This is a genomic window from Bradyrhizobium sp. 27S5, assembly GCF_037217225.1.
GTDB lineage: Bacteria > Pseudomonadota > Alphaproteobacteria > Rhizobiales > Xanthobacteraceae > Bradyrhizobium > Bradyrhizobium septentrionale.
The window spans coordinates 1,412,234-1,425,253 of record NZ_CP147714.1; the positions used below are offsets into that span (position 1 = coordinate 1,412,234).

General features: G+C 59.9%; 8 protein-coding genes, 5 pseudogenes and 1 other annotated feature. Of the genes and pseudogenes, 9 read left to right on the forward strand and 4 right to left on the reverse strand.

What is annotated here, in order from left to right; translation table 11 throughout:
* Nucleotides 1–220: 220 nt before the first annotated feature.
* The 4 genes from WDM24_RS06745 to WDM24_RS44420 all read left to right on the forward strand — a co-directional run bounded on the left by WDM24_RS06745 (nt 221) and on the right by WDM24_RS44420 (nt 2,834).
* Nucleotides 221–487, forward strand: coding sequence for a hypothetical protein (locus WDM24_RS06745; RefSeq protein WP_338696143.1), 267 nt, complete (start codon nt 221–223; stop codon nt 485–487).
* Between the two features lie 1,197 nt (nt 488–1,684).
* Nucleotides 1,685–1,861, forward strand: coding sequence for a glycosyl hydrolase family 28 protein (locus tag WDM24_RS06750; protein ID WP_248577157.1), 177 nt, complete (start codon nt 1,685–1,687; stop codon nt 1,859–1,861).
* A 451-nt stretch (nt 1,862–2,312) separates the two neighbouring features.
* On the forward strand, nt 2,313–2,615 hold the full coding sequence (locus WDM24_RS06755; RefSeq protein WP_338696150.1) for a hypothetical protein: 303 nt from the start codon (nt 2,313–2,315) through the stop codon (nt 2,613–2,615).
* A gap of 36 nt (nt 2,616–2,651) precedes the next feature.
* The gene (locus WDM24_RS44420; RefSeq protein ID WP_414645695.1) at nt 2,652–2,834 is read left to right on the forward strand and encodes a hypothetical protein; all 183 of its coding nucleotides are present in this window, start codon (nt 2,652–2,654) and stop codon (nt 2,832–2,834) included.
* Nucleotides 2,835–3,164: 330 nt separating this feature from the next.
* Here the strand turns inward: WDM24_RS44420 and WDM24_RS06760 are convergent.
* From WDM24_RS06760 to WDM24_RS06770, 3 pseudogenes are all read right to left on the reverse strand, one after another.
* A pseudogene (locus WDM24_RS06760) lies at nt 3,165–3,861 on the reverse strand (IS5 family transposase); the annotation flags it as partial.
* Between the two features lie 106 nt (nt 3,862–3,967).
* Nucleotides 3,968–4,846 (reverse strand): annotated as a pseudogene (locus tag WDM24_RS06765) (IS630 family transposase); the annotation flags it as partial.
* Nucleotides 4,835–5,602, reverse strand: a pseudogene (locus WDM24_RS06770) (IS5 family transposase); the annotation flags it as partial. The pseudogenes WDM24_RS06765 and WDM24_RS06770, both read right to left, overlap by 12 nt.
* Before the next feature lie 115 nt (nt 5,603–5,717).
* Here WDM24_RS06770 and WDM24_RS06775 point away from each other — a divergent pair.
* The 5 genes and pseudogenes from WDM24_RS06775 to WDM24_RS06795 all read left to right on the forward strand — a co-directional run.
* Nucleotides 5,718–7,307 (forward strand): acyl-CoA dehydrogenase family protein, encoded by a 1,590-nt coding sequence (locus WDM24_RS06775; RefSeq protein WP_338696151.1) that lies wholly within the window; start codon nt 5,718–5,720, stop codon nt 7,305–7,307.
* A 374-nt stretch (nt 7,308–7,681) separates the two neighbouring features.
* Nucleotides 7,682–8,209 (forward strand): hypothetical protein, encoded by a 528-nt coding sequence (locus tag WDM24_RS06780; protein WP_338696152.1) that lies wholly within the window; start codon nt 7,682–7,684, stop codon nt 8,207–8,209.
* A 1-nt stretch (nt 8,210) separates the two neighbouring features.
* Entirely contained in the window at nt 8,211–9,095 is an 885-nt protein-coding gene (locus WDM24_RS06785; protein WP_338823118.1) for a hypothetical protein, read from the forward strand.
* Between the two features lie 125 nt (nt 9,096–9,220).
* Nucleotides 9,221–10,249, forward strand: a complete 1,029-nt coding sequence (locus tag WDM24_RS06790) for an IS110 family transposase (protein WP_338823119.1) — start codon at nt 9,221–9,223, stop codon at nt 10,247–10,249.
* A 651-nt stretch (nt 10,250–10,900) separates the two neighbouring features.
* Nucleotides 10,901–11,166, forward strand: a pseudogene (locus WDM24_RS06795) (IS6 family transposase); the annotation flags it as partial.
* 122 nt (nt 11,167–11,288) lie between these two features.
* On the opposite strand, the pseudogene WDM24_RS06800 reads toward WDM24_RS06795, so the two are convergent.
* Nucleotides 11,289–12,518: pseudogene (locus WDM24_RS06800) on the reverse strand (IS3 family transposase); the annotation flags it as partial.
* Nucleotides 12,117–12,234: a sequence feature (AL1L pseudoknot), on the reverse strand. (Overlaps the previous pseudogene by 118 nt.)
* Nucleotides 12,519–13,020 lie beyond the last annotated feature (502 nt).

Sequence of the window (13,020 nt, forward strand, 5' to 3'; positions counted from 1 at the left end):
CATGTGATCCTCTCCAAGAGATGTTCTTGCCGTCATGGAGACACGTTCGTCACGGTGAACCTATGCGTGCCGCTCATCCACACCATCGATGTGCCCGGAGCAGCTCTCGTCACAGCGAGCATCAAGCGGGCGCTGTTGCTGGCCACGCTCTACACAATGGAGCAGCCGTTCCATTGTGACCGACTGCGTGAGCGGTTCGATCTTTCGCCGATCGTGCCCGATGAGAAGGATCGGAGCCGGATCCACAATGTTGTTTTCAATGAAATTTGCGGCGGTTGTCATTTCGGATCAGCAGGACTTTATTGAAATCATCGCGCGCGGTCGCGCAAGAGGCGCCGATGCGGTCATCCTCGGCTGCACCGAGATCGGCCTGCTGATCGGGCCGGAGCATACACAGCTGTCGCTGTTCGATTCGGCCAAGCTGCACGCCAAGGCGGCAGCTGACTTCGCCGACGGCAAGCCGCCTGCCGGCGCCGTTTTCAGTTGAGCCGCACAGAGGCTGTCCCACGATGACAGCTGATCGAGCGCCACGATATTCGCTCAGCTCTCATTTGCAAAGTTGCGCCGAGGTGGAATAGCATTGATCCGAGATCTGCGCACTCGATGGTGTGTGCTTGGTAAGTCCGCCCAGACCACTTGCAGTATGAGCCATTTCAGCCCAGTGATCGAAGACGTCGGTTGTCCGAAGCCCGACGTCGGTATCCAGACAGCGCGCCGAGAGGTGCCGCGATTCGTCAAAAACGACGGTCGGCGTCACTGGCACGTCGGTTGCTCGATGTGCCGAGCATCCGCTGCGGCGACTATTGCGATCTCGCGGCACCTGATCTGTGAGTCAGATGAAACTTGCTCGTTCATTTCAAGCGGTCAGCGAGCTGCATCGGAGACGCAGCCTCGCCTGGCAAGCTCTCTATCTTCCGGTGCGGCTTCGGTCCTGCGCCGAGGATGAGATTGCTCTGTACGGTATCGACGAATGGTGATCCTAAACGTGCTACGCACAATTCGAGCAACTTGCTGTGAACAGTGCCTCAAGTCATTCTGGCAAAGGTCCACCTGCGCCGGAGATCGACAGTCCGAGGCTTTGAGGATTGTAGTCATCTGCAGATCGGAGACCGTACGTAAATGACCATTGAGCCGATCGAGGATAATTTGCGGCTTGAAGAGGAATCGAGGCGACGAGACGAGATCAAAGTCAAGCTCCTTCGCGCGCGATCGGATGTGGCCAGGTACCAAGCAGAATTGACAGAGCTCGAGCAAACGCCGAAGCGTGAAGACGGCTCATCGATCTGCTCTGGGACACTTCAGCGCACGTGCGCAGGAGGTCGGAGAGCATAACGTGCGACCACGTCAATTGGAGCCTGTCTTGGATCCCGCTAACCTGCGAGCGGATGCTGGGGGCAGCGTCCGACCGAGCGACAGCTGGAAGTAGGCTGCCAACCGGGTCTTCGCAACAGGGGCTTGGCTTAGTGCAATGGCTGAGCGGTGTAGAGCGCAAGAATTCGCGCACAAGTGCAAGTGGCGAGAAGCCAAGCCACGAACGCTCACGCGCGTGACAAGTGTTGGGATCAGCCGTTTTTGACCGGCTCATCTTTGTTCGCTCACAAGCAAGGTGCTGTCGCCGGGTTGCAAGGTTCACGTCTCGCGCCGCCGCGCTCAGACTGAGAGCGGCAATCAGAACGCCCCGCGTTTGATCCAGATCGATCAGGCGCAGAACATCACGTTCTATGGTGTCACGCTACGCAATGCGCCCAATTTCCACGTCGCGATGAACAGGGTCGGAGGTGCCACCTTTTGGGGGCTCACGATCGGTGCGCCGGCCGAGGCCCGCAACACCGACGGCATCGACCCTGGCGCAGGCCCATAGGCGCTAAAATAGGATTGCGCGTTGAATTTGTATGTGATTCCAAGAAGGGATGAGACACGAATCGCTTGTGAACGAAGACTGGGGCTAGAGGTTGGCGCGCGCGAGACGAAGGCGTTTGTTCGTCCGCGCGAGATCACCAATGCGGTTGATTTGCTGCGGCTGATACTTGCGTATCGTCTGGGCACGCGGGGTCTGCGGCTGACGGCGGCGTGGGCGACGTCGGTGGGCCTTGTCGGCATCTCCAACGTGGCTTTGTTGTATCGCTTGCGTCAGTCCGGAGATTGGCTGGCGCAACTGATAGGTCAGGCAATTGCGAGTGGTGCGCCGAAGGCAAGCCGCGGTCGGCTGATCCGCATCGTTGATGCCACGACGGTCCCCAAAGCGGGACCGAGGGCAGGCAAAACAACGCAGTGTGGCGTATCCACAGTGCGTCGATGCCGGCGCGGACTTCGTGATCCGCGCGGGCTGCAAGAGCGCGCGTTGGCTGGATCGCAACGGCAACCTTGTCGGTCTCATCGCGGAGCTGCGCAAGGCCTTGGCAGGCGGCATGATCGATCGACCGATCTGGATAGAGCGCAAGTCCGGCGCGCAACCGCTTGCTGTGCGCTTGGTCGCGGTCAAAAAGCCGGCGCATGCGGCCGCGGAGGCGCGACGCAAGGCACGCAAGACAGCCCAGAAGGGAGGCCATCAACTCTCCAGGCAAACGCTTGAGGCCGCTGATTGGGTAATCCTGGCGACCTCGCTCAAGGGCTAGGACTTCACGGCTGCTGACGTCATTGCCCTCTACCGGTTGCGATGGCGGATTGAGCTCGGCTTCAAGCGGCTGAAGAGCTTGATTGGCTTGAAGGGACCTCCCGGAACTGACCAGCGGTCCGCTAAACCCCATATCCTCGCTCACCTGCTGATCACTCTACTGCTCGAGCCGCTGGTCAACGAACTCGAGGACTCTCTCCGCTTGGACGAAGCCGCCTGACCGGACCTTCCGCATGGCGCCTGCTACGTCAGCTCATCGCCTCATTGCTCCAAGCCGTCATTCCCGAATCCACGATCGCTTGTCTGCGCAGAGCAAGCCGTGCTCCCCGGCGACATCTGCGCGAGCCCCCCAGACGCAAGCGCCGCTATCAGGCAATGATCAAACTATCTTAGCGCCTATGGGGGGTCGATGTGACCATCACCCACAGCTTTATTCGCGCTGGAGATGATAACGTGGCGCGACAATGGCCCAAGCAGTCATATCTCCATCATCGACAACCTGCGCATAGAGCGATGTCAGGCGTGGCGGACGCAGGCGAGGAAGTAGTCTCGCCCGTCGGTCATATCGCGTGGCGAAGCGGCGGAAGTGTTTGAGCTTGTTGAGGCAGCGCTCGATGCGGTTGCGTAGCTTGTAGATCGTCTCGTCTTGCGGGATGGGGACCTTACGAGAATGGGTTGAGTGGATACCGCTTCGGCGTTCATGTCTGTGATGGTCGTGCGTAGATTGTTGTTGTCGTAGGCCTTGTCGGCCAGCACGGCCTCGGCATTGAAGCCTTCGAGCAGGGCTTTTGCAGTGAGGTTGTCATGTCGTTGGCCGGCGGTGAGCATGAAGCGCAGCGGCCGACCGAGGCTGTCGCAGAGCATATGGATCTTGGTGGTCAATCCACCTGCGGAACGCCCCAACTCCTGAGTTTTGGCCCCCCTTTTGCGCTCGCGGCCTGCTGGTGGACACGAACCAGAGTGGTGTCGAGCATCAGGTATTTGTTGTCGCGATCCTTGATCAGTTCGGCAAACATCTTCTCCCATACGCCGGCCTTGGCCGAGCGAGTGAAACGCGCGTGTACGCTCTCCCACTTGCCATAGCGCTCCGGCAGGTGCTGCCAATTGGCGCCGGACCGTAAAACCCACAAAACCCCGTTCACGAACAAGCGGCTGTCAACACCGCTGCGGCCGGGATCAACTACCTTGCCTGGCAGCATAGCTGCAATCCGAGCCCATTGTGCCTCGCTCAGCTCATAGCGCTTCACACCCGTCAGTACGCTCCGAATCAAAAGGTTCGGAACGCATTGGTTCAGCATCATTCAGCTATGGGAATCCTGAATGTGGATTGGTCCTAGTACCTCGTCACAGTGATTATGACTCTTTGGAAGTGGCGGGATAGGCGCCTGCCATTTTGGCGCGAGCCTTGTCTGTTGTGAACATCCATTTGATACGGGAGCGGGTGGCATTTCGTTGTCGTTCCCAGGCGGTGATTTCGCGGCGCAGTCGCTTGGGGTCGTCAATCCTGCGATCCAGGCACTGGCCTCGCAGGACGCCGATTTCGATCTCGACCATGTTGAGCCAACTTGCGTGCTTTGGGGTGTAGTGGAACTCGAGCCGTCGCAAAATCCGCCTGGCTTCGGCGGGCGGGAACGCCTGATAGAGGGCGCCGGCGGAGTGGGTCGATAAATTGTCCTGGACGACCCGGATGATCTCGGCGTCGGGATAATGGATGTCGACGAGATCACGCATGCATTGGGCGTAATCTCGTGCCGCTCGGTGACCTTGACCTTGCGCCAGGGGCGATGCACGTCGAAGAGAACGAAGAGATTGACCGTGCCATTGCGCGATACTCATAATCGTAACGTTCGAGGTGGCCGGGCTTGGCCGGAATGGGCTGACGCACCTCGCCGATGAGTTGCACCGGGCTTTCGTCGAAGCACACCACTGGCCGTCTGGAGTCGGGCACCTCGGCATAGAGGTCGAGCACATCCTCCATGCGGGCGACGTATTCGCCGCCGACCTGCGGAATGCACCACATGTCTTTGCGCCAGGGCTTGAGGCCATTCTCGGCCAGGCGCCGCCGAACCGTCTCGTGCGACAGGCTCTTGTGTTCGGTGAGCTTGACCATCGCAGCCGCCAGCAGCTTTAGCGTCCAGCGGGCACGGCCCTTTGGGGGACTGGCGCAGGCTGTCGCCACCAGCAAGGCTTCTTCCTTGCCGTGAGTTTGCATTCCGCCCCGGCACGCGGTTCGATCAGGTGCAGCGCGGCCACCCGTTCGGCATGCCCGTCGGCCCGCGTCAGGCAGGCGTCGACCAGCAGGCCGTGGCGGTTCTCCATCAGCCCATGCCCGATGAAGCACAGCTTCGTTTCGTTGCCCTTTCCCTTGCGGTAAAGCCTGGCATCCCGATCGGTGGTCGAAGCATGGGTGCCGTTCGAGCGCTTCTGGCCATGGAAGTCCGCTTCGGCGTTGCGCCCGCCGCCTTGCGCCGGCGGCGCGCCAGAGCCATCCTTCGGCTTCACGCTCTTCATCGAGGCCCAGGCCTCGATCAGCGTGCCATCGACCGAGAAGTGATCGCTCGACAGCAGCTTCTTCACCTTGGGCTGCGCCAGCACCGCCGCGAGGAACTTGGCCGCGATGTCGCCTTCCGGCAACCGGTCGCGGTTTTTCGAGAACACCGAATGGTCCCAGGCTCCGTCGTCGACGCCAATTCCGACGAACCTGCGGAACAGCAGGTCGTATTTCAGCCGTTCGATCAAAAGCCGCTCCGAACGGATCGAATAAACGCTTGCAACAGCATCGCCCGCAGCAACTTCTCCGGCGGGATCGACGGCCGCCAAATCGGCGAATAGAGCGCGGCAAACTCGCGCTCCAGCGTCGACAGCGCCTCGTTCGCGATCGTCCGGATCGCTCGCAGCGGATGGTCACGCCGCACCCGCCTCCAGATCAACGTAGCTGAACAGCTCGCCCGCCGCGCACGCACCATCTCCGAATCTCGTCGGAGCCAATGAATCACGGTCGCTGGTCGGCGGCGAGCACCTTTTTCAACAGCCTGCTAGAGCAGCCTGCTCATGCTACGCTCCCACCCACATATACCATTGTGTGATCGAGCTAGCCCTGGGGATGATTGGCACGAAGGGCGGGCTCATCCATTATGCACTAATGGCTATGTACTCTCAAGTTTACTCTCCATTCGGGGAGGCGCAGGAACGCACAGCTGAAGGTGCTGTACCTACCCTATATTCCAGTTTGATCGATGACCTGAGTCAGCTGAATTTCGCTGATGCGGATGACCGTCGGGCATTTCCTCCGACCCTACACAGCATATTAGCAAGGCACGGACTGTTCGGGCTCACTACACAAACAGAGCTCGGCGGATTAGCTCTTCCCTTGCAAGAGGCCATCGACCTCATCTCTGCCACTGCATCCTTCGATATCTCGGCCGCCTCTACCCTCGTTATCCATAACTTCCTGGCCTTGCCCTGCATCGAAGCAGCACCGCGCATCCCTGAACAAAGGCATGTCATGTGGGGTGCAACACGCGGAGACCTTTGCGCTTTCGCTTTGACAGAGCCTGGGGCTGGCTCTGCCCCGCGGCACATAGAGACTTCGGCTTTCATGCACGAGGATAGAGTTCGCATCTCTGGCCGCAAAATTTGGATTGGCCTCGCTGACTGGGCTCGCTGGATCGTTTGCTTTGCACGAGCCTCTGGTCCCGACGTGAAAGGTCGGCTCGTTGGTGTACTAGTTGATAGGCAGGCTCCGGGCTTAATGGTCACACACGAGCATCGCACACTCGGTCTACGTGGCATTATCCAGAATACTTTGGAGTTCCAGGATGTCGAGGTGCCGAGCGCTTACGTTCTTTCTCGCGATCAAGACGGCTGGGGAACAGCAGCATCCAGTATGAACCGCGGGCGCATCGGTGTGGCTGCGATGGGCCTTGGAGCCCTTGAGCGCGCTATCCAGGTCGCAGCCTCATATGCAATACATCGTCGACTAGGTAAGCTGCGCATGATTGAGAACAGCTATATCGAGCAGCTATTCGGGCAAATGGTGCTCCGGCGGGAAGTAGTGAAGGCAATGCTAGCTGCATCCTGCCGACTTATCTCAGCGAAGGGCGCGCCCAATGTCCACCTTGCGTCGGCAACGAAGGTTTTGTCGTCGGAGTGGTGCGGCCTCGTCGCTGATCAATGCCTCCAGCTGTTGGGGGGCCGTGGTTACGATGAGGGAACGCCTGTAGCTAAAATCTATCGAGACGCTCGCATTCTCCGCATCTTTGAAGGTCCGACAGAGACGCTCCTATCACATCTCGGCCGCTGCCTTCTCTCTAGAGCCACGCGTGATGAGATAGCCGATCTTTTCCTGTCTCTTGGTGCGGCGCCGGTCCATGCTGCTGCAATTGAGGAACTCTCTGGGCTCAATGAGACAGATGGTACCGTGCTCATCTATGCCGGTTGGCTCACCACATTAGGACTTGCACAAGCAGTCATGTCTGCTGGTTGCTTCTCCGCCTCAGATTGCGCCGCTGCCGCGGCTGACCTTGTTGGTTCCGAACTAGCAACTCTCCGTACTCGCGCACCGGCACGGCTATCTTTCGAAGGCCGCGCTCGCGCTAGTCGGACACTGGATACCTTCCTTCAAGACGCAGCTTCTTCTATCCGCTCACCTGTCCTCACGAGCGATTACCTCAAGCTGGAGCAGTATGTCTGATCCCGTAGCTAACAAGGGGAGCGAGGAGGCCCGTCTTATAACTGCTGGCATTGTGAACGCCCCGATTCACGCTCGCTCCTCTCAGCGAACGCTTGGCGTCCGAAAGCCCGCTCGAAGAAAACGCTGAGCGCCTCAGCTTGCGTCCCGGCGGGGAGAGGACGGCGCCACGGTAGCCTCACTCATGGTACTTAAGGCTTCTCGTTGAAAACACATTGTGCGCGACGACGGGCTGGCATCGCAAGTATGAGGTGCGGGCGCTCCGGCGACGCGAGACGGTTGGACCGGGCCAGGTCGAGGCAACAAGAAAGCGAAGACGCAGATATGGCGCGACGATCAAGGACGCGCTGACGGCGCTGTGGGAGGCGTCGGATCGGGTGTGCGGCAAGCGGCTCAAAGTGATGATCCCGACCTTGCTGCCGGCCCTCGAGCAACATGGTCGATTGCAGCTTGGCCAGGCGGATCGTGACTGTGTTCTCTCGATCAGCCCCGCAACCATCGATCGCCTGGTCGTCGATATGAAGATCGCGGCGAGCCGCGGCAGGCGGCGCCGTGCCGGATTCTATTCGGCAATCCGGCGCGAAGTCCCGATCCGCACGTTCAATGACTGGAACAGCCCGGTGCCCGGCTTCTGCGAGGTTGACATGGTCGCCCATGGCGGCACGTCGGTGGCTGGTTCGTTCATCCAAACTCTCACGATGGTCGATGTCGCCACCGGCTGGACGGAGTGCCTGCCGTTGCTGACGCGGGAAGGTTCGCTCGTCGTCGAGGCGATCAACCGCGCACAGAGCCTGTTCCCCTGGCTGTTGCGCGGCGTGGACTTCGACAACGACAGCGCCTTCATGAACGATGTCGTCGTGCCATGGTGTCGCGAAGCTCGAAGTCACTCGCTCGCGCGCCTATAAGATGAACGATCAGGCGTTTGTCGAGCAGACGAATGGTGCCGTCGTCCGCCGCCTCATGGGCTATGGCCGCTTCGATGGCGTCGAGACGGCGCGTATGATGGGCCGCCTCTATGCGGCGGCACGGCTCTACGGCAACTTCTTCCAGCCGTCGTTCAAGCTGAAGAAGAAGCGTCGCGAAGGGGCTAAAGTGATTAAGCGCTATCATCTCCCATCGACGCCCTATGAGCGTGCCTTGGCGCATCCCAAGGTGACCGCGGCCGTGAAGAAACGGCTACGCGATCAGTATCGCTCGCTCGATCCGGTCGCGCTGTTGGCGGAGATTCGCGCAACCCAAGAGGAATTAGGCAATCGTGTCGATCGTCGTGCCGGACAGGCGCGCGGCTTGCAACCCGCTCACACTAGCATCCTGCCGGCGACCGCGGCGACGTTCGCGAAGACGCTCGGCAAGACCGCGACGGTCGGCGAGCCGCGTGCCAGGCACCGGCGAACGCGTCGGCCCTATAAGACCCGAGTTCGAATGCCGTCCAAGCTAGACCCGCATATTGCCGCGATCGAAGCGTGGCTCGCAGAGCAGCCGCAGCTGACGGCGCTGGCAATTGTCGGCCGGCTGCGCGAGAAATACCCTGAGGAGTTCGGAAAGAGACAGCATTCGATTGTGCAACCTCTGCTGAGGGCGCTCAGACGGAGGGCTGCCGAACGGTTGGTCGCCCAGGGCCCGCTCGACGACGCCACAACCGATGCCCCATTGCCCGGGGTTGTGGACGGCTCGGGCTATGTAGGGCCCGACCCGCCCACAGCCCCTCTCGTCGAGCAAACCGGGAAAGCCATCTGGCGCGACCAATTAATCGACATCGGATCGTCATCGGCAATGGCGCCATCAGGGTAACATTCGCAGATGAGGCAATACGGGGGTCAATATTGCAGACGATGACGTAATTGCGGTCAGCGCTCGTGACACGAAAGCTCCATTAGAATCGAGCTCTCGCAATCAACCGATTCGGAGAAGCTGTCATGAAGCAATATGTCGGACTCGATGTCTCGCAAAAAGAAACTTCAGTATGCGTGGTCAATGAAGCGGGCGAGGTCTTGTTCGAGGGGAAAGCCAAGTCCGACCCGGGGGCGCTCACGGCACTGCTTCGCAAGCGGGCGCCACAGGCGGAGCGTATCGGCTTTGAGACCGGCGCAATGGCGAGTTGGCTGTGGCATGAACTTCGCAGGGTCGATCTTCCGGTGGTTTGCATCGACGCTCGGCATGCCCACGCGGCTTTGTCGGTACGCATGAACAAGAGCGATCAGAATGATGCTCGAGGTCTGGCCGAGCTGGTGCGGGTTGGCTGGTATCGAGAGGTCAAAGTCAAGAGCGAGGAAAGTCAGAGGATCCGCGCGATACTCGTCGCGAGATCCCGGCTCGTGGCTATTCGTCGAGACATCGAGAACCAGGTCCGAAGTCTGATCAAAGAATACGGCTTGCTGTTGCCACGTGCGATCGGACTGCAGTTTCGCAATCAGGTCTGTGAGCTATTGGGCAAAGATCATCAGCTCCTCGGTGTGATCGTGCCGCTTCTGTCGATCCATGAACAGATCTGTAAGCAGCAAAGCAACTTCGACAACGAAGTCCGCCAGTTGGCAAAGTCGGATGAGACGACGCGCCGCCTGATGACTGTTCCTGGCGTTAGCGTGGTGACCGCCTTGACCTTCCGCCATACGATCGATGACCCATCGCGATTCCGATCAGCATCGAGCGTCGGCGCCTATCTAGGTCTTACACCTCGGCGCAATCAATCTGGCGAAACTGACATCAATGGCAAAATATCACGATGGGGCGACCGTCTTCTTCGAACTTACCTGTTCGAGGCCGCGACCGTCCTGCTTTATCGAACGAAGAAGTGGTCGTCCCTTAAGGCCTGGGGAATGAAGCTCGCCAAGAGGATTGGCATGAGGAAGGCGAAGGTCGCCATCGCGCGCAAGATCGCCGTTGTTCTGCACTGCATCTGGGTCGACGGCACATCGTTTGACTGGGGCCAAGCAAAGGAAGCCTGATCCGATCTTGTAAAGTTCCTGGTCCGGTCTGCCGGACTGGCGATGTCCCGCTGGGACGGTGTTGTGGCGACCTCGTTCATTCGGCTGGTGGCGCTCGACTGTACTCCGCTGCAGACGTTGAGGCGTCCGACCCGGACATCATCATGAGGCGCTGCGCGACCTCGGAAAGGACCATGACCCCGGCGAAGACATCAACCAGCCCGTACTGTCCAATGCCTGGCCAGTAGAGCATGTATCAGCCGCGCCCGCGCCGTCTCCGCAACCCCGACCAGCTCCGACGGCGCGGGCGCTACCACCTTGCCGTTGGAGAGTTCGAAAATGTGAGCTTGACAACAAACCGCAATTAAAGGGCCGAATGACATCTATACTACCTCCGGCAAGGTCTTCACTCGGTACTTCTGATAATCGAGAACGGCCGCTGCAAGTGGCATCGAGCGCGGCACGCTCACAGGTCTGAGGGAGACGACAAGCGCTCTCATCGCCGTCCCCAATGCCTATGACCGGCCGTCAGGGAATCACGAATAGCTCGAAAGCAAAATCCCAAAACGCAAGAAACCGCGGCCCAACACCCGGCTTTCCTGCAAAATCGAATACTTTATCGAGATAACTTCTGCCTCCGTCTGAGGCCGATCTGCATTCTTCACGGACGACCATAAAGCTCTCAATAATTGGGCCGAGAATTCTCATCAGCCGACGCGGCGACGCCATGAGCGTTTCAAATCGTCCCGTCAGGCTCAACGGTTTCTGTCAGTTCACGATCAGGACGCGAGCCTTTTCCGCCCCCCCCTATTCCGGAGCCGTCACTGCCGACTTCCGTCGCGCTTCGCGCGAGCGAGCCTTTGCGACTTGGCACGAGATCTCCACGACAAGCGCTATCGCCGAATCTCGAACCTTTGAGAAGCGCCTCCTTCGGCTCGCGGTCGGTTAAGTTGACGATGCCCCGCTACCTCCAGCAGCACCCCAGACGCCAGAGAATTGCAACCCACGGTGATCCGGGAGAACCGCCCCGGGTTTGCCGGAGGCCATTTAGTTTAAGTTCTGCCGCCATGGCGGATTGTTCCAGCATGGCGTAGTAGCGTTTCTCGGCTTCGGCCGGCGGTATGTTGCCGATGGGCTCGAGGAGCCGTCGGTTGTTGAACCAATCCACCCATTCCAGGTCGCATGTCGCAATCTCGACGGCCTCGAAGCTGCGCCATGGGCCGCGCGGGATCACCTCGGCCTTGTAGAGACCGTTGATGGTTTCGGTGAGAGCATTGTCATAGGAATCTCCGAGGCTGCCGACAGAAGGCCCCACACCAGCTTCAGCCAAGCGCTCGATGTACTTAATGGATACGTATTGGCTGCCTCTGTCGCTGTGGTGCACGAGCCCGCCACGATGGACCGGCCGTCGATCTTGCAGTGCCTGCTCCAGCGCATCGAGCACGAAGCTGCATGCGCCGCGCGCGAGGCTCGCCAGCCCACAATCCTGCGGGCATAGGCGTCGATGACAAAGGCGACGTAGACAAAACCCGTCCAGGTCGCGACATAGGTGAAGTCGGAGAGCCAGAGAACGTTCGGCCTTGGCGCCTTGAACGGGCGATTGACGTGATCCAGCAGGCATGGCGCATCTTGTCGCTGATCGTGGTCTTGATGGGTTTGCCGTGGATCACCCTTGCAAACCCATGTTCCGCATAAGTCGCGACACCGTGCAACGGGCAACATCGAAGCCTTCGCGCTTGAGCTGGCACCAGACCTTGCGCACGCCGTAGAGGGAAAAGTTTTGGTCGAAGGCGCGCCGAACCTCGATCTTCAGTGCGGCGTCCGGCTTGGCGCACGTCGACAGCCTGGCGGGATCGCGCCGTTTGGCCCCATGGGCGTGGTAGGTCGAGGGGGCGATCAGGCAACACCTGACAGATCGGCTCGACCCCATGCGCCCCACGATGATCGTCAATGAAGGCGATCATGGCTTGGACCGGCGGTCGAGCTCCGCCATCGCAAAATAAGCGCTCGCCTTGCGCAGGATCTCGTTGGCCTGTCGAAGCTCACGGTTCTCCCGTTCCAGGGCCTTCAGCTTCTCGGCCATCTCCGTCGGAACGCCGGTCCGCTGCCCGCTGTCGATCTCGACCTTCTTGACCCAGTCATGTAGCGTCTGCGGTGTGCAGCCAATCTTGGCGGCAATCGATCTCACCGCCGCCCACCGCGAAGGGTGCTCGCTGGCGTGATCCGGAACCATCCGAACCGCACGGGCCCGAACCTCGGGTGAAAACTTGTTCGTCGTCTTGCTCGTCATGGCTCCATCCTCTCGGGAGTTGGAGCCTCCGGCAAACCCGGGGCGGTTCAGACTGCAACAAAAGTGAGTCAGAGCCAATTTTTACGTCGCCCGACAGCGCTCGTCAGGTACTCGACAGCTTCCTCTCATAGCAAAATTGTGGGGAAGAACATCCGAGTGTCCGACTGCCTGCGGCGCGGACGGTTCGGACCCACGGTGGTTTGTTGCTGGATCCAACGTTGAGAGCTCATTCTGTGCCGCGGATTTGGTCGCCGCGCTGCCGTCTCGATTGCCCCGCGCATGAGATCCAAACCGAGCTCTGATTCGCCTACATCTTCGAAAGTGAGAACGGATGGATTTCACCTCAACTAGCCGACTGCAGCAACAATCGAACAGCGCCGCCCAGCAAGAGACTGCACCGGTGTCCCCGTCGACAGACGCGGCGGCCTTTGAGCGGCAGCTAAGCGAGATCACCCGTCCGGGTGATCGTGTGCTGATGCAGGCCCCCCCCATCAAGTCGCCG

What these genes read in the sequence shown, in the direction of transcription:
- WDM24_RS06745 (WP_338696143.1), top strand. Translation starts at nt 221, where the DNA reads ATGAGAAGGATCGGAGCCGGATCCACAATGTTGTTTTCAATGAAATTT.
- WDM24_RS06775 (WP_338696151.1), top strand. Translation starts at nt 5,718, where the DNA reads ATGATTGGCACGAAGGGCGGGCTCATCCATTATGCACTAATGGCTATG.
- WDM24_RS06785 (WP_338823118.1), top strand. Translation starts at nt 8,211, where the DNA reads ATGAACGATCAGGCGTTTGTCGAGCAGACGAATGGTGCCGTCGTCCGC.
- WDM24_RS06790 (WP_338823119.1), top strand. Translation starts at nt 9,221, where the DNA reads ATGAAGCAATATGTCGGACTCGATGTCTCGCAAAAAGAAACTTCAGTA.